13 protein-coding genes are annotated in these 15,951 nt (G+C 65.2%); 7 read left to right on the forward strand and 6 right to left on the reverse strand.

Translation table 11 applies throughout. From position 1 onward, the window contains the following. Positions 1 to 3: 3 nt before the first annotated feature. The 3 genes from PX52LOC_RS11010 (at position 4) to PX52LOC_RS11020 (ending at position 3,841) form a co-directional block, all read left to right on the forward strand. A complete protein-coding gene (locus PX52LOC_RS11010; RefSeq protein WP_149110147.1) occupies positions 4 to 1,632 on the forward strand; it encodes an ATP-binding protein in 1,629 nt (542 codons plus the stop codon). A 269-nt stretch (positions 1,633 to 1,901) separates the two neighbouring features. Then, positions 1,902 to 2,978, forward strand: coding sequence for a DNA-processing protein DprA (gene dprA / locus PX52LOC_RS11015; RefSeq protein WP_246173691.1), 1,077 nt, complete (start codon positions 1,902 to 1,904; stop codon positions 2,976 to 2,978). A 14-nt stretch (positions 2,979 to 2,992) separates the two neighbouring features. After that, positions 2,993 to 3,841: a metallophosphoesterase gene (locus PX52LOC_RS11020; protein ID WP_246173692.1), complete on the forward strand. Its 849-nt coding sequence runs from the start codon at positions 2,993 to 2,995 to the stop codon at positions 3,839 to 3,841. Between the two features lie 65 nt (positions 3,842 to 3,906). On the opposite strand, the gene PX52LOC_RS11025 is transcribed toward PX52LOC_RS11020, so the two are convergent. Further along, entirely contained in the window at positions 3,907 to 4,239 is a 333-nt protein-coding gene (locus tag PX52LOC_RS11025) for a GxxExxY protein (RefSeq protein ID WP_261368411.1), read from the reverse strand. Between the two features lie 145 nt (positions 4,240 to 4,384). Further along, a complete protein-coding gene (locus PX52LOC_RS11030) occupies positions 4,385 to 5,893 on the reverse strand; it encodes a HEAT repeat domain-containing protein (protein ID WP_149110149.1) in 1,509 nt (502 codons plus the stop codon). 124 nt (positions 5,894 to 6,017) lie between these two features. Here PX52LOC_RS11030 and PX52LOC_RS11035 point away from each other — a divergent pair, with 124 nt between their 5' ends. After that, positions 6,018 to 7,724: a vWA domain-containing protein gene (locus tag PX52LOC_RS11035; RefSeq protein ID WP_149110150.1), complete on the forward strand. Its 1,707-nt coding sequence runs from the start codon at positions 6,018 to 6,020 to the stop codon at positions 7,722 to 7,724. Here PX52LOC_RS11035 and PX52LOC_RS11040 read toward each other — a convergent pair. From PX52LOC_RS11040 to PX52LOC_RS11055, 4 genes are all read right to left on the reverse strand, one after another. After that, positions 7,714 to 8,175: a hypothetical protein gene (locus tag PX52LOC_RS11040; protein WP_149110151.1), complete on the reverse strand. Its 462-nt coding sequence runs from the start codon at positions 8,173 to 8,175 to the stop codon at positions 7,714 to 7,716. The genes PX52LOC_RS11035 and PX52LOC_RS11040 overlap by 11 nt on opposite strands. A 33-nt stretch (positions 8,176 to 8,208) precedes the next feature. Next, a complete protein-coding gene (locus PX52LOC_RS11045; RefSeq protein WP_149110152.1) occupies positions 8,209 to 9,285 on the reverse strand; it encodes a hypothetical protein in 1,077 nt (358 codons plus the stop codon). 452 nt (positions 9,286 to 9,737) lie between these two features. Next, complete coding sequence (locus PX52LOC_RS11050) at positions 9,738 to 11,519, reverse strand: ABC-F family ATP-binding cassette domain-containing protein (RefSeq protein ID WP_149110153.1); 1,782 nt, start codon at positions 11,517 to 11,519, stop codon at positions 9,738 to 9,740. Between the two features lie 189 nt (positions 11,520 to 11,708). Further along, the gene (locus tag PX52LOC_RS11055; RefSeq protein WP_149110154.1) at positions 11,709 to 12,104 is read right to left on the reverse strand and encodes a hypothetical protein; all 396 of its coding nucleotides are present in this window, start codon (positions 12,102 to 12,104) and stop codon (positions 11,709 to 11,711) included. Positions 12,105 to 12,247: 143 nt separating this feature from the next. Between PX52LOC_RS11055 and PX52LOC_RS11060 the strand changes: the two genes are divergently transcribed. The 3 genes from PX52LOC_RS11060 (at position 12,248) to PX52LOC_RS11070 (ending at position 15,941) form a co-directional block, all read left to right on the forward strand. Continuing rightward, positions 12,248 to 13,117: a GNAT family N-acetyltransferase gene (locus PX52LOC_RS11060; protein WP_149110155.1), complete on the forward strand. Its 870-nt coding sequence runs from the start codon at positions 12,248 to 12,250 to the stop codon at positions 13,115 to 13,117. 271 nt (positions 13,118 to 13,388) lie between these two features. After that, the gene (locus PX52LOC_RS11065) at positions 13,389 to 14,849 is read left to right on the forward strand and encodes a DnaA ATPase domain-containing protein (RefSeq protein WP_246173693.1); all 1,461 of its coding nucleotides are present in this window, start codon (positions 13,389 to 13,391) and stop codon (positions 14,847 to 14,849) included. An 81-nt stretch (positions 14,850 to 14,930) separates the two neighbouring features. Beyond that, entirely contained in the window at positions 14,931 to 15,941 is a 1,011-nt protein-coding gene (locus PX52LOC_RS11070; protein ID WP_149110157.1) for an ABC transporter ATP-binding protein, read from the forward strand. The last annotated feature ends 10 nt before the right edge of the window (positions 15,942 to 15,951 follow it).

Consider the following 15,951-nt stretch of genomic DNA (forward strand, 5'->3'; position numbering starts at 1 on the left):
GCCATGTCGCAACTCATCGTCATCGCCGGCGTGGACCAGGGGAAGAAGTTCTTCCTGAAGGAACTCACCGTCGTCGTCGGCCGGCACTCCACGAACCCGGTCGCCCTCACCGACAACCGCGTCTCGCGGAAGCACTTCGAGTTGCGGGCCACGCCGACCGGGTACGCCCTCGCCGACCTCGGCAGCGGCAACGGCACGCGGGTCAACGGGCAGATCGTGCAGATGGCCGAACTCCGGTCCGGTGACCGCATCCACCTCGGCGACACGACTCTCCTGTTCACCACCGACGGCTCGACTGGGTCGGCCGCCATCCGCCTGACGCCGGAACTCGATTCGGGCGTCCTCTCCGGCATCGTCCGCCGCGTGCCCGTTGACGCCGGCAGCGTGCTGCTCAAAGACCCCACCCAGGCGAACACCGCGTGGCTGCGAACGCGGCTGTCGAACCTCGCCGTGATGTACGAGGCGGCGAACGCCGTCAGCCAGATCCTCGACGTGGACGAACTCCTCGGCCGCATCATGGAACTCGTGCTGCGAACGTCCGACGCCGATCAGGGCTGCTTCCTGGTGAAAGACGTCGAAACCGGCGCGCTGATGCCGAAGGCGGTGAAGACCCGTGGCCGCGACAAGGCCGATCTGACGGTGAGCCGCACGATCGTCGATTACGTCTTGAAGGAGCAGACGGGCATCTTGATCGCGAATGCGGCCGGCGACGAGCGGTTCCGCGAGGGCGCGAGCATCGTCAAGCACCGGCTGCGCGAGGTCATCTGCGTGCCGATGCGCGGCCGGCACGAGACGGTCGGCGTGCTGTTCCTCGACACGCAATCCGGCACCGACGCGGCCCGCTTCACCGAGGATCATTTGCACCTCGCCATCGCGATCGCCCACCAGGCGGGGCTGGCGATCGAGGAGACGCGGTACTACCAGGCGATGGTGAACGCCGAGCGACTGGCGGCCGTCGGGCAGACGATCGCCGGGATGTCGCACCACATCAAGAACATCATGCAGGGCGTCCGCTTCGGCAGCGACATGGTCCGCACCGCCCTGGCCGAGAACGACCGCGAGTTGCTGACGAAGGGCTGGGGCCTCGTCGAACGGAATCAGGCCCGCATCGACGACCTGATCCTCGACATGCTCAGCTTCTCGAAGGAGCGCGACCCGATCATCGAGCCGACGAACCTCGTGGACCTGATCGCGGACGTGCTCGACGTGGTCCGCGGCCGGGCGAAGGAGAAGAAGGTCACGCTCGAATACCGGCCGCCGGCCGACTTCCCCGTGGTGCCGTGCGACGCGGACGGCGTTCACCGGGCACTCTTGAACCTCGTCAGCAACGCCATCGACGCCCTCGAAGACCGCGACGCGGCGACGGTCACGGTTGAGCTATACAAGGCCGCCGACGGCCAGAGCATCGGCATCGACGTGCGCGACAACGGCCCCGGCATCCCGGTCGACATGTTCGAGGAAATCTTCAAGCCGTTCATTAGCACGAAGGGCAACCGGGGCACCGGCCTCGGGCTGCCGGTGAGCCGAAAGACTGTGCAGGAACAGGGCGGCGAACTGACCCTGACGAGCGAAGAAGGCCAGGGTTGTTGCTTCACGATCCGCCTGCCAATGACGCAACCGACGACGGCGTGAGGATTTTTTCCGCCGTATCTCCCGCTCCTTTCAGGCGATGCCGCGGAGTTCGAATTTCGTTGTTGCCCCGCGCCGGAATCGCCCCTAAGATTGGCCCACCCAAGGAAGGGGCGAACGGCACGGAAGCCACTTTTTCACTCACCTCTTTCCGGTTGCACGCTATGCCGGTCGAGCCTCCCACCGGCTCGAAACAGGACGTTTCTGACGGATTTTCTCCCGTCCTTCGCGACCACCTGAAACTCGCCCTTGTGCCTGGACTCGGCCCAAAATTGACGGCCGCCTTGCTCGAACACTTCGGCTCGCCCGCCGCCGCGTTGAAGGCCACCTACTTGCAACTCCTCGCCATCCCGCTCATCGGCGACAAACTCGCCCGCTCCTTCAGCGAATCGTTCCGGACCGTGGACGTTGGTCCGGAATCGGAACTATTAGTGAAGCACGGCGTTCGGCCGGTCGTCCTGGGCGAAGCCGACTACCCGACGCGGCTGACCACACTCGTCGGGCCGCCGGGCTTGCTCTACCTTCGCGGCACGCTGACCGCCGCCGACGCGAACGCGGTGGGCATCGTCGGCTCGCGGGCGTGTACCGCCTACGGCAAGCGCATCGCCGAGCGCATCGCGGCAGGGTTGGCGCGGGCCGGCTGGACGGTCATTTCCGGGTTGGCCCGCGGCATCGACGGGGCCGCCCACCGCGGCGCGCTCGACGCCGGCGGGCGGACGATCGCCGTCCTCGCCGGTGGGCTGGCGAAAATCTACCCGCCGGAACACACGAGCTTGGCCGACGACGTGGCGAAACAGGGCTGCCTCGTTTCCGAGACGCCGATGACGGTCGCGCCGCTACCGGGGATGTTCCCCGCCCGCAACCGCATTATCAGCGGCCTGTCGCGTGCCGTCGTCGTGGTCGAGGCGAACGTCAAGAGCGGTGCGCTGATCACCGTCGATCACGCGGCCGAACAGGGGCGGGAAGTCTTCGTTGTGCCGGGGCCGGTGGACAGTCCCGCGAGTGCCGGGTGCCTGGAGTTGATCCGCAAGGGGGCGAAGTTGGTCCGCGACGCGGACGACATTCTCGAAGACCTCCGCGGCATCGCCCCGCCCGACGCGGCCCCGCCCCGACGCCCGGCCGCGGCCAACCCGACGCCGAGTTTGTTCGAGCCGCCGATGGTTCCGGCCGGCCTTGATGCCGTGCAGCAAAAAATCTGGGACGCCCTCGACGGTACGCCGAAGCACGCCGACGAACTCTCCCGCCTGACGGGCGCGGCAATTAGCCAACTCACATCGTCGTTAATGCAATTAGAATTGAAGAAACTGATCCGCCGCCTACCGGGCAACCAGTACGAACGGCGACGGTAATTGCGGAGACGTTCATGCCCCCGCCCGATCGAATGCTGGCGACCCTTCGCCGGGCCGTCGAGTTGGTGAAAGCGACCCCCGGCCGTACCGGGCACTTCGTCCACCTCCAGAACTGCGACGACGTACTCGTCGTGGGCGACCTGCACGGCCACGTGCCGAACTTCCAGGCGGTGTGGAAACTCGCCGACCTGGCGAACCACCCGCGGCGGCACCTCGTGCTGCAAGAACTCATTCACGGGAAGTTCCCGTACCCCAACGGCGGCGAGAAGTCGCACCAGGTCGTGGACCTGTTCGCCGTCGCGAAGGGGCAGTTCCCGGACCGCGTTCACTACCTGCCGGGCAACCACGAGATGGGCCAGTGGACGGGGCGGAAGATTCTCAAGGGGGACGCCGACCTGAACGAACAGTTCCGCCTCGGCGTGCTCGCCGCCTACGGGCAGGCGGCGATGCCGGAGATTTATCGCACCTACATGGAACTCTTCCAGGCGTGCCCGCTGGGGTTGCTGACGCCGAACCACGTCTTCCTCAGCCACACGCTTATTCCGGCGAAGCACCTCGCCGGCTTTCGCGTGAGCCAGCTCGAACAAGAGGCGTACGACGCGAAAGACCTGCAACCCGGCGGCGTGGTTTACGGCATCCTGTGGGGCCGCGACACAGACGCGGCAACGGCGGCGGCGTTCCTGCAAAAAGTGGGGGCGGACTTACTGGTGACCGGGCACATCCCGGCCGACGACGGGTTCACGGTGCCGAACGACCGACAGGTCACGCTCGACTGCTCGGCCTCGCCGGGTGGGTACGTTCTGTTCCCGGCGGACCGACCGCTAACGCACGCAGAACTGGTGGCGTGCGTCGGGGTCGTATGAAGACGGCACGCGGATAACGCGGACCTTCGGGCGCGGATGAAAGCCGGATAGAACCAGAGATTCGATTATAAGATCGAAGGCAAGACCGAAAGTTGAGACTGGTGGCGGGCGGTTTCGAAGACCTTTCGACGAACCTGTGGCTTGGGGCCGAAGTTGAGCAAAAGTCCGACATCGATGTCGGTAGCCTTAAGGTAGTTCAAGAGTTGCGGGTCGTGCTCGGGAGCAAGGGTTTCGACCGACTTCAATTCGAGGATGACACAACCTTCCACCAGAAAATCAGCGTAGTATTCGCCAACCAAACTTCCCTCGTACCGCACGTCGATCTTCTTTTGGCTTTCGGCTCCGATGCCCCGCTTTGCCAACTCAATGGCCAACGCATTGTGATAAACCCTCTCCAGAAATCCCCATCAGAGCGTGTTGTAAACGTGGTAAAACGCCCCGATGACCCGCTCGGTGATCTCTTCGTGTTTCATCGCGTTCTCTGCTCTTGATCTTATCCGGCTTTCATCCGCGCCCGCAGGTCCGCGTCATCCGCGTGCCGATTTAGGGAAGTTTCACGTTCTCCATCGCGAACGGGATTTCCACCGTCGCGACCTTCGTTCCCGTCAGCACCACCTTCGTCGGCGGTCCACCCTTGCTCGACTTCGGGAAGTGCAACTCCGAGTCGAAGGTTTGATTCCACTGGTTGCCGGAATAACTCGTCGAACGCTGGCTGGGTGTCGGGCACGGTTTGCCGTCGGCGTCGGTGAACTTCAACTTGTTCGGGATGTTGCCGATGTTCAGGTCGTCGTTGAGGTTCCCGTTCCACAGTCGGCCGCCGAGGCGCTGCTGAAAGACCCACTGCTGCGGCATCTCGGCGTGAATCTTCACCACCACGCTGCCGTCCTTGCCGACCTGGTACGACGCGACCGAGAGCTTCGTCTGGTTCGGGCCGTCGAACGACTTGCCGACGAGCTTGTCCATGCCGTCGATCGTGATGACCGGTTGGTTCGGCTGGTTCACCTCGCCGACCACGACGCCCTCGAACCGCTTGAGGCTGCGAATCGCCCGGTCGTCGGTCCGCAGCGTCACCGGCGTCAGCCGGGGGTTGTTCCCGCGGGTCGTCGGCTGGTTGACGTACTCGTAGTCGCCGCCGAGCCACAGGCCGCCGCCGAAGCCGCCGCCCCAACCGTAGGGGTTGTTCATCTGCGGGCGGGGATCGGCCTTCTGGTCGGCGAACAGCGGGCGGCCGTCTTCGTCCTCCGCCCGCGTCACGCGGACGGTCGGCGAACCGGGCCAGTTCACGCTCGGCAGCGGGGCCACGTCGAGGTTCAGAATCACCGTGCCGCTGCCCCGGATCACGCGGTTTCCTTCGAACTTGCCCGGCAGGGCCAGCACCCGCACGGCCGTCGCCCGGTTGCCCGGCAGCACATCCGCCTTGCCGTCCACCAGAACGACCGGAGCCGAGCCGGGGGTGAACACGGTCTGCGCCGCGCTGCCGCTCAGATAGTAAACGTTGTTCCGCCCGAACTGTCGGGCCGTGTGCGTTTCTCCCCCGGCCGTGGGCACCGGCAGGTCGAGGCGGTGGTCTTCCCGCAGAGTCGCGGCCGCACACAGCATCTCGACGGCCTGCCATGCGGGCACGTCGCCGCCGGTCAGCGTGATCGACCGCGTCGGGGCGGCCACGTTCTCCAGCATCAGGTTGATGCCGGTCTTCTTCTTCAAGTCGTCCACCACCGCGGACAGGGCCATGTTTTGGTAGTCCAACTTCACCAGCTTCGGGGCCAGGAACCGCTCCGACTCGGCCATCAGGTGCAACCGCGGCAGCAGAGCTTCGGCCCGCTCGCGGACGCCGGGGTCGGCTGTGGTGTTGATCACGTCTTGCACCGAGGGAATCGCCGTCGCCCCGATCTTGAGCAAGCCCTTCGCCGCCTGCTCGCGGACGGGGAACTGTGGGTCGCCGAGCTTTTGCACCAGCGCCGCGGCGTCCTCTCGCGGCTTGACCGCGTCGGCCGCGATGGCCCCGCCGACGCCGACCGCCAGAGTGCCCACGGTTGCCAGGAATCGCCGCATGTTCGCCCCTCGTGCCCGGTGCGCTGGTGTACAATGCTCAATCCTACACGGTGGAACTCGCCCCCGCCAAGAAACTATCGTGTAACAAGGACGACAAACGCACACCGCCCGCACGGACTCCACCATGAGCAAGCCAGAATCGCTCGGCGGTATCATCCACACCTACCAGAAGTACGACCCCCTCACGATCCCCAGCCCGAACCAACCGCCGCCCGATCTCGTGTCCGCCGCGTTCGAACAAATGCTGGCCTACGGCGAGCAACGCGAGTTCACCGACGAAGAGTTGGCGAACATGGTCAAGATCGACCCGTCGCAGATCGGCGGCATGATCGCGAACCTCGACTTCCTCAAACAGAAACTCCAGGACCGCAAGAAGCAAATCCTCGCGACCTACGAGACGAAGAAGGTCGAAAAGGAAGCCGCCCGGCAGTTCCAGCAGCACGCCAATTCCCTCCGCCCGCCGAAGGGCCTGGAGAAAGACTACCGGCAGGCCGTGAAGGAGGAACAACTCTACGAGTTGGAGAACCTCTACTACCGGTCCGGTCGCGAGAACCGTGACTTCGCCCAGAAGTTGCCGGGGTTGGTGCAAACGCTCGGCGACAAGTACCAGGTGGACGAACTCGCCGCGAAGTACGAGTTCACCGGCCGGCAGAGCATGACCGTGCCCGAAGCCCTGGAAATCAAGGCCGAACTGGAAGAACTCGACAAGCTCCTCGAACAACTCGATCAGGTCCAGAAGACCGGGCAGATGGGCTATATCGACCTGGAGGAACTGCAAGAGTACCTCGACCAAGAGGGCATGGAACACCTTCGCGAACTGAACCAGGCCATCGAGAACTACATCCGCCGGCAGGCCGAGGAGCAAGGGCTAGAGAAGAGCGGGCCGAACAGCTACCAGATGACCCCGAAGGCGTACCGCCTGTTCCAGTCGAAGGTGCTCAGCACGATCTTCAACGAACTGCAAGCCAGCCGCACAGGCCGCCACCCGGACGCCGTCCTCGGCGAAGGGGCCGTCGAGTCGCCGCGGACGAAGGAGTACGAGTTCGGCGACAGCGTCACGCACATGGACATCCCCGGCAGCTTGATTAACGCCATGCTCCGCGAAGGGCCGACGAACGGCCGCGTGCGGATGAAGCCGGAAGACATCATCATCCACCGGACGAAGAACACGCCGAAGGCCGCGACGTGCGTGTTGCTCGACATGAGCGGGTCGATGCGGTACGACGGCCAATACGTGAACGTGAAGCGGATGGGCCTCGCCCTCGACGGCCTGATTCGCTCGGAGTATCCCGGCGACTTCCTGCAGTTCATCGAGATGTACACGTTCGCGAAGCCCCGGCACCTCTCGGAAATCGCCGGGCTGATGCCGAAGGCGGTGACGGCCCACTCGCCCGTCGTGCGGCAGGTGGCGGACATGGCGAACCCGAAGATCACCGAGAGCGACGTCCACTGGCACTTCACGAACATCCAGCACGCCCTGCAAACCGCCCGCCGGTACCTGACGGCCCAGGACACGCCGAACAAGCAGGTGATGCTCATTACCGACGGCCTGCCGACGGCCCACTTCGAGGGCAGCAAACTCTACCTGCTCTACCCGCCCGACCCGCGGACGGAGGAGGCGACGCTCCGCGAGGCGAAGTTGTGCGCCCGCGAGGGGATCACGATCAACATCTTCCTGATCTCGACGTGGAACCAGACGGAAGAAGACATTCGCTTCGCCCGCCGCCTCGTCGAGAGCACGCAGGGGCGCGTGATCTTCAGCACCGGCCGCGACCTCGACCGCTACGTCGTGTGGGACTACATCAAGCGGCGGAAGTCGATCATCTCTTGACCCGCGACGGATCGTCCTCGGCCCGCCACGCCCGGAGGGTGGCGGCAAGCAGGCCGAGCGCCGCGGCCCACTGGACCGTACTGGCTAGCAGATACCCTTGGTGCAAGCGGCGGAAAGCAGGCCGGTCGAGGACGCGGCCTTCGTCCGCGGCGAGAAGGGCGTCCATCCGGGGGTGCAGCCCAACTTGCACGCCGAGCATCGCGACCAACAGCCCCCACGCGGCCCACCGGATTCGCCTGCCCCGGCCGGCGGCGGTGTCCCAACCCCAAACGAGCAGCGCCACCGCCCCGGCCGCGTTCAGGTAGTCAGTTACCCGTTGCGTGATGAACCCTTGCTCGCGGTCGGAGCCGAGGATGTCCGCCCCGACGGGGACCACGACCCCCCCGTAGAACATGAAACCGCCCTGCCAGAACATCAGGGTGAGCAGCACGAACAGGCGACGAAGGAGCACGGGGGAATCCGCTTCTCGGGCAACGGGTCGGGCCTACTTCGGCATCTCCACCACTTCGAAGTCGCTGCCCTTCACCTTGCGCAGCTCGTCGTGGAGGACGGGGATGCGCGGGTCGGGGGCGCACGACACGGCCCAGTCGATGCCGTTGTCGGCGACGAGCATGCCGTACTTCTTCAGGGCGTTCAGGATCGTCCGCGCCTCCGGCGTGAACTTCGACGTGTCGAAGTCCTTCCGCAACCGCAGCCGCTCGCCCATCCGCGGCAGGTTCCCGTCGGTCAGTCGGCTCGCGAAGTGCGTGGCCGGAGCGACGTAGGCCCGCCGCGACTTCACGACCGTCACGCGGAGGGCGTGCTCGATCTCGCCGCGTTGCAGTTCGTCATGCCGCACGACCGCCGGGAAGATCGGCAGACCGGCCGCGTCGGTGGACGTCCAGCCGTCGGGCCGGAGCTTGTTCGACTTCAGGTCGAAAGTGGCAGCACACGCCGCCTGCCAGCCGGCGTCGGTCTTCTTGAGTTGGTAGAACTCGTAGAGCACGCGGTTCGTCGGGTCCACGACGATCGCGTGCCGGTCGCCGGCCTCCTTCGCCTTGTCCCGCTGCACGTCGTCGAGGGTGAACAACTTCTTCTTCGGATCGCGGAGGTAGTTCGCCGGCCACCCTTCGATCGGCACGCCATCGGGGATGGGATACGGGCCTTTGTCCGATTCGTCGGGGTAGCTCACCAGCTTCACGTCGATCTTCTTCTGGTCCGGCGGCACGAGAACGAAGCCCATGTCCGGGTTGTACCGCAACGGCTTGGCGGCCCCGATGCTGCCGACGATGGCCTTCGAGTTCGGGTGAACCGGCCAGTCGGTGACGACACGGTTCCACGGGTTGTCCGGCGGGAAGACCTCCAGGGCGGTGCAGATCGCGTCGGCCGCGGGGATGTCGAAGGGCGTGGGCGTCTCGATCTTCGGCATCGTCGCGGCCCGGAGGCGCGCGAGCCGGGCGGGGTCGGAGGCAAAAGTGGAACTGCCAAGAAGGAGCAGCACGAGGATCGCGAACCGGCGAGCCGAGCGGCGTAAGCCGCCGGGTGTCGAGCGGCACCGGTCGTTGCGAAACGTCGCGATCATGTCACGCCCTCAACGACTTCGTCCGGCCCATCGCCTGGTTCCCGTCTCGTTGTATTCGCTCACCATGTCGGCCGACTTGGCGAACGGGACACGGGCGTCACGGCTTGCAGGAATTCTTTCGGCCTCAATGGGGCAGACGGAGTCCGACTGTCCGACAGTCTCGCGGCCTGTCGGATTCTGCGACACTTTTTCGCCGTCTAGGAGCCACACCCCTCTTTTAAAATCCCCCTCGTATTCGCCCGCATTCCAGCCACTTTTGCGAAATCCGGCCCGCTCGCACGAGCTTGGCACTCGGCCTGCTTATGAACCAATCGTTCGCGTCGCCCACGCGGATTTCGCCTTCGCCCAAGATCGCCCACGAGTCGCCCAGACTTGTCGATCGCCCAGTCGGTTCGCCCACGTCGCCCAGACGAAATTTCGGCGGGTGTTGCCCAGCACCCGCTCGAAGTTCTTTACGACGCCGCTTCCAGTTCCTCTTGTAGCTTCGCCCACTTTTCTTCCGCTTCCGCGAGTTCGCCGGTCACGGCCATCATCTCGTCGTACAGGCGGTCCATGTCCTTCTCCGTCGCCGTCGTGTAGCCTTCGTCTACCACCCGCTTTCGCTCTTCCAACTCGGCCATCGTTTGTTCGACGGTCGCGAGTTCCTGTCGAATCGCGTCGGCGGTACGGGCCTTTGCCACCGGGCGGGCCTTCAGCACTTCCGCCGGCAACTTCTTCCGCTCGTTGGCCAGTTCGCGTTCGCCGGCCTCGATCTCCTCGTTGACCTTCGCCAGATACGCCGCGTACTTACCGCTGTAGGCGATCACGCGGCCGTCACGCACTTCGAGGATGCCGGTCGCGACTTGCCCGGTGAAGTGCCGGTCGTGGCTGGTGAAGATCACCGTGCCGGCGTACTCCTTCAGCGCGTCGATGAGCGCGTCCACCGTGTCCACGTCCAAGTGGTTACCCGGTTCGTCGAGGATCAGCACGTTGTGCTTGCTCAGCAGCAGCCCGGCCATGACCAACCGTGCACGCTCGCCCCCGGACAGAACGCGGATTTCCTTGTCCACGTGCGACCCCTTGAACAAAAACGACCCGGCCACGTCCAAGATGGCCTGGTCGGTCGTGCCCTGGGTCGCGTTCTTGCGGAGGTAGTCGAAGACGGTTTGGTTGTCCGGCAGCGTGGTGTACACGTGCTGGGCGTAGACGCCGACCTGACAGCCGTGGCCCCAGCGGACTTCCCCGGCCAGCGGCTTCAGCGAATCGACGAGCGTGCGGAGGAACGTCGTCTTCCCCTGGCCGTTGTCGCCGACGATCGCCATGCGAACGCCGTGGTCGAGTTCCAGCGAGATGTCCGAGGCGATCTGTCGGCCGCCGGGGTAGCCGATGGCCACGTCCTTGCACCGCAGGGCGATCCCCTTCCGCGGTTCGATCTTCGGCGAGCGAATCCGTACCACCGGCTCGTCGCCGGCCACCTCGGTGAATTCGAGCTTCTCCAGCATCTTGCTCTTCGACTGTGCCAGCTTCGCCGTGGCCGCGCGGGCCTTGTTGCGGGCGATGAAGTCTTCCAGGTGCTTCTTCTTGGCCATCACAGCTTCGTTGGACCGTTCGTCGTGCTGACGGCGGTCTTTCAGGAATTGCAGGTACGCATCGACCTTGCCGGGAAACGACACGAGCTTCCCGCGGGACAGGCCGAGCGTGTGGTCGCACGTGGCGTTGAGGAATGCCCGGTCGTGCGAGACGACGAGGCAACCGCCGTCGTGGTGCTTCAAGAAGTGTTCGAGAAGAATCTGTGTCCGCAAGTCGAGGAAGTTCGTCGGTTCGTCGAGCAGCAGCAAGTTCGGCTCGTGCAGCAGCAGGGCGGCGAGCTTCACGCGGGTCTGCCACCCGCCGGAGAGCTGCGCGATGGGGCCGTTGAGGTACGACCCCTTGAGTTCGAACTCACCGGCCACTTCGCCGCACTTCCAGTCGGGCTGGCCGCTGTCGCGCATCAGGAAGTCGAGGGCCGACTCGCCCGGCAGGAACGGGTCGTGCTGCCGGAGGTAGCCGAGTCGCAGGTTCGGGTGGCGGATCACGTCGCCGGAGTCGAGTTCTTCTTCGCCGAGGAAGATGCGGAGGAGCGTACTTTTGCCGGCCCCGTTGCGGCCGACGAAGCCGATCTTGAGGTTGTCCGGGATGGTCGCCTCGGCCTCGTCGAGAAGGATTTGGTCGCCGTAGTGCTTGTTCGCTTGCGTAATCTGGAGCAGGGTGGCCATCGCGGAACGGTTCTCGGGTGGAAAAGAACCATTCTACGAGGCAAAGACGAGATTTGTTCCCTCCCCCTTGAGGGGGGAGGGTTAGGGAGGGGGTGAAGAGAGATTGCGGAGGGCGAAAGTCGTCGGCATCGGGAGGCCGGGATCACCCCCTCCCTAACCCTCCCCCCTCAAGGGGGAGGGAATAAGACGTCACCGCCCGGTCCGGGTCATGACGAACCGGCCGCGGTCGCGGCGGGCATCGAACGACGACACGAAGTCGGCGTCGGTCACGGTGGCCGAGTAGCGGAACGTGCCGAACAGTGGCAGCCGTTGCTCGCCGGCCAGGTAGGTCGTACCGCCGTCCGAGCCGACGACGTTCATGGTCATCGAATAGCGGAATGGGATGACGGCCGCGAACCGACCGCGGTAGGTTGCCCGATAGGCGCTCCCACCGTCGACCGGGCGGACCGTTGCCCGCAACGGCCCGCGGTGGCCACTCGTGTCGCTGATCCAGTAACCGGACCAAGAACCGGCGACGGGCGAATCTTGGGCGAAGGCGGGTGAGGCGGCGAGCAACGCGAACGCGACGGCAAGGCTGCGAATCATGGCGGAACTCCGGACGGGCGACCTGGGGTCATTTTGACGCCTGCCCTTGAGAGCATGAAACCCGTTCTTGTCCGACGGCATCTTCCCAGCGACAGCGGGCCGGCGCATTCGTTATAATCGCAAGTATCTGCCCGAGACCCGCCATGCCCTTCATCGCCACACCCGCGTCGGCGGACGAACGCCCGCAAGCGTGCCGGGTGCTGTTCGCCCACACCGCGTTCGCCGACTTGGCGGCAGACCGATTCCAAGAAATGATCTCCCGTGGCGAACTCGACCCGGCCGGTCTGATCGTCGCGAAGGCCGGCGGCACCATCTGTGGGGCGATCTTCGCTTACCGCATCGGCGGCGGGCAAGCGGCCATCTGGCTGCCGTCGGCCACCGACGTGAAAATGCAGGACGTACTCGTTGCCGGCGTGGTGGACTGGATTCGTCGTGAGCCGACGAACGTGATCCAGGCCATCGTGCGGCAGGCGGAGTTGCCGCGAACGCCGCCGCTGGTGCGGGCCGGATTCCAGAACGTCACGCGGTTGGTGTTCCTCACGCGGGAGGCGTCGCCGTGCCAGTCGCCGCGGGGCCGTTTGCAGTTCCACGCGGAAACCGTCGTGACGCCGTCGTTCGCCGAGTTGCTGACGCGAACCTACGACGGCACCCTCGACGTGCCGGAACTCAACGGCCGCCGCACGGGCGAAGACATCCTCGCCGGCTACCTCGCCGCCTGCGAAAGCCACCCGCCGCAGTGGTGGTGGGTCGAGCGTGACGGCGAATCCGTTGGCGTGCTGTTACTCTCGCCGACCGACGACCCGCGGACGACGGAACTCACCTACCTCGGTCTCGTGCCGGAATTCCGCGGGCAAGGTCTGGGGCGGGAGGTGTTGCGGTTCGCGCTCGCGGCGGCAGGGCGGCGGTCAGTGTGCTTGAACGTAGACGAGCGGAACGAACCGGCCCTTCGGCTCTACCGGGCCGCGAACTTCTACGAGTTCGACCGCCGCGAAGTCTTCTTGCTGTTCCCCTGACTTACTCCCCCATCCCACCAGACTTCACTCCAACAATTCCTCAAGTGCCGATTGTGCGGCGCGACTGGCGCGATTTCGCGTGCGCGCAGGGATGCGCCAGATGGCGCGATTGCGGCGCAGGTGCCCACGGAACCTGCCGCGCCAGTTGCGCCCGCCGGCGCAAGTTCAAGACCGACACACTCCGGCTCGGGCGCGGTTGGCGCACCGGGCGGCGCGCGCATCATTACAGCTACCGACATTGACGCCGCGTTCCCCCCGACCGAGTGTGCCAGTGAATTTGGGTCGCGCCAAGACGCCGATCACGGACGACCCATTGCCGCGGGTGGAAGCCGCCTTCGTCGGCCGCATCGGTGCGGCCCGGTACCAGCTTTGGTTCGCGTCGAACGCCAAGTTCGTCTGGCTCGAACACGAGTTCGTCGTCGTCGCCCGCACCGCGCACTTCCAGGACTGGGCCGCGGATAAGTTCGGCCCCGCCCTCCGCGACGCGGTGGCGGAAGCCTGCGGCCAAGTGCCGGTGCGGTTCGTCACCGATGCCGATCTGTTCGCGGAACCGTCTGCCGAACCGAAACCCATCGCAGAACCCGTGAAGCCGACAGGGCCGAAGCCGCAATTGAACCTCTTCGGCGAACCGCCCGCCCCGCCGACGCCGAAGGAAGTGCTCAAGCGGCAGAAGGACGAACTCCAAGCGGCGGCGAAGCACGCCCGGAAGTGGAAGACGTTCGCCGAGTTCGCGGTCGGTCCGTCGAACCGCGTGGCCCACGCCGCCGCGGTGGCCGTTGCTGAGGAGCCCGGCCTCGGGCCGAACCCCCTCGTGTTGCACGGCCCCGTCGGCACCGGCAAGACGCACCTGTTGGAAGGCATCCACTCCGCGATGCGGAAGCGTGGGCCGGAAGGTCGTGCCCTGTTCGTGACGGCCGAGGAATTCACGAACCGTTTCGTGCAGTCGAACCGCTTCAACAAGATGGGCACGTTCCGCAAGCAGTTCCGCGAGTGCTCGGCCCTCTTGCTCGACGACCTGAACTTCCTCGAAAACAAGAAGGCGACGCAGGAAGAGTTCCTTCACACGCTCGACGCCCTCGTGAGCGACGGCCGGCAGGTTGTGGTGACAACCGACTGTCACCCGCGGCTGGCCGACAAGCTCATCCCGGAACTCGTGGACCGTTTGCTCGGCGGCGCAGCGTGGAGCCTACTGCCGCCGGACGACGAGACGCGGCTGGACATCCTCCGTCGTAAGGCGGCCAACTCGCCTATCGGCGAGGACGTGCTGAAGTTCCTGGCCCGCAACCTCAAGGGGAACGTGCGGGAACTCGAAGGCGCGATCAACAGCGTCCGGCACTTCGCGAAGGTGACCGGGCAGCCCGTGACGGTGAGCCTGGCCCGCGAAGCTCTCGGCGACCTGTTGCGGCATGTCGTGCGGGCGATCACCGTGGCCGACGTGGACGCGGCCGTTTGCCGGGTGCTGCGGCTGTCGGTCGGGCAGTTGCAATCGAAGTCTCGCTCGTGGCAGGTCAGCCACCCGCGGATGATCGCTGTCTACCTCGCCCGCAAGCACACGGCTGCCACCTACGGCGAAATCGCCAAGCACTTCGGCGTGAAGCAGCACAGCACGGCCGTGGCCGGCGAGAAGAAAGTCCGCAGCTGGCTTACGAGCAACGAGCAACTCAACCTCGGCGACCGCCGCTGGACGGCGAAAGACCTGATCGACCGCGTCGAGCGAGAGTTGCAGAAGTGAACCGCAACTTCGCCTAGACAGCCGCCCTTCGCGTCGCTATTCCCGCCGGAAAGTGTTACAAACTCGGGCCGGGGAACCGCCGTGGCTGCCGCCAAGCCGGACAGCGAACTGGTTGTCGAAACGTCGCACCTGACGAAGATTTACCAGAATCGCCAGATCGCCTTGAACGATGCCACCTTGAGCATCGAGCCGGGCAGCGTCCTCGGCCTCCTCGGGCCGAACGGGGCCGGTAAGACCACGTTCCTGCGGTTGATTCTGGGTCTGCACCGGCCGACCGCGGGATGGGCGAAAGTCTTCAACAAGACGATGACGCCGAACGCGGCCGACCTCCGCCGCCGGATCGGGTACATCCCGACGAATCCGCAGTTTCCCAAGGGCATGACGCCCATCACGTACCTCGACTACATCGCCCGCCTCTTCGGCATGCCACGCGACGAGCGCAAGCCGCGGCTGGCGAGCCTGATTCGCGCCGTCGATCTGCTGCCGCACTCGGGCGAATCCATCGCCCATTTCACGCCGGGACAGACGGCCCGCCTCGCGGTCGCCGCGAGTTTGATTAACGAACCCGATCTGCTCATCTGGGACGAACCGACGCACGGCCTAGACATCGAAGCCCGCCGGTCGATGCTGGAACTCATCAAGACTCTCGCGGCCGAGAAAACGCTGATTCTGAGCAGTCACAACCTGACCGACGTGGACGAAGTCTGTAATCACGCGGCCGTGCTGAACAAGGGGCAATTGATCTTCTTCGGCAGCCTGCAAGAGTTGAAGGGCCGCATCCGCAAGAACCATTACGAACTCGACCTCGACGGCGACCAGAAGTCGATCACGAAGGCGCTCGGCGTGCTGAAGTCCATGAAGGAAGTCACGCAAGCGGTCCTCCGGCAACGACGGCTCGACCTGAAGCTGACAGACGACGTGCCGAACACGGCGATCCTCGCGCAGATCTTCCAGGTGTTGTTCGACAACAAGGTGACGCTGATCTGCCTCCGCAGCCTCGGCATGCAGACGGAACAAGCGTACCTGGACCTGATGGAACAGGAAGAAAGCCGCGGGTTCACGCGGCTGGTGCAACTGGCCGACGCGGCCTAACGGAGCGTTC

Origin of the sequence: Limnoglobus roseus, assembly GCF_008254045.1 — a bacterium.
GTDB lineage: Bacteria > Planctomycetota > Planctomycetia > Gemmatales > Gemmataceae > Limnoglobus > Limnoglobus roseus.

Coding starts and splice junctions, on each gene's coding strand:
- PX52LOC_RS11010 (WP_149110147.1), top strand. CDS start 4: ATGTCGCAACTCATCGTCATCGCCGGCGTGGACCAGGGGAAGAAGTTC.
- PX52LOC_RS11020 (WP_246173692.1), top strand. CDS start 2,993: ATGCCCCCGCCCGATCGAATGCTGGCGACCCTTCGCCGGGCCGTCGAG.
- PX52LOC_RS11030 (WP_149110149.1), bottom strand. CDS start 5,893: ATGCGGCGATTCCTGGCAACCGTGGGCACTCTGGCGGTCGGCGTCGGC.
- PX52LOC_RS11035 (WP_149110150.1), top strand. CDS start 6,018: ATGAGCAAGCCAGAATCGCTCGGCGGTATCATCCACACCTACCAGAAG.
- PX52LOC_RS11045 (WP_149110152.1), bottom strand. CDS start 9,285: ATGATCGCGACGTTTCGCAACGACCGGTGCCGCTCGACACCCGGCGGC.
- PX52LOC_RS11050 (WP_149110153.1), bottom strand. CDS start 11,519: ATGGCCACCCTGCTCCAGATTACGCAAGCGAACAAGCACTACGGCGAC.
- PX52LOC_RS11055 (WP_149110154.1), bottom strand. CDS start 12,104: ATGATTCGCAGCCTTGCCGTCGCGTTCGCGTTGCTCGCCGCCTCACCC.
- PX52LOC_RS11060 (WP_149110155.1), top strand. CDS start 12,248: ATGCCCTTCATCGCCACACCCGCGTCGGCGGACGAACGCCCGCAAGCG.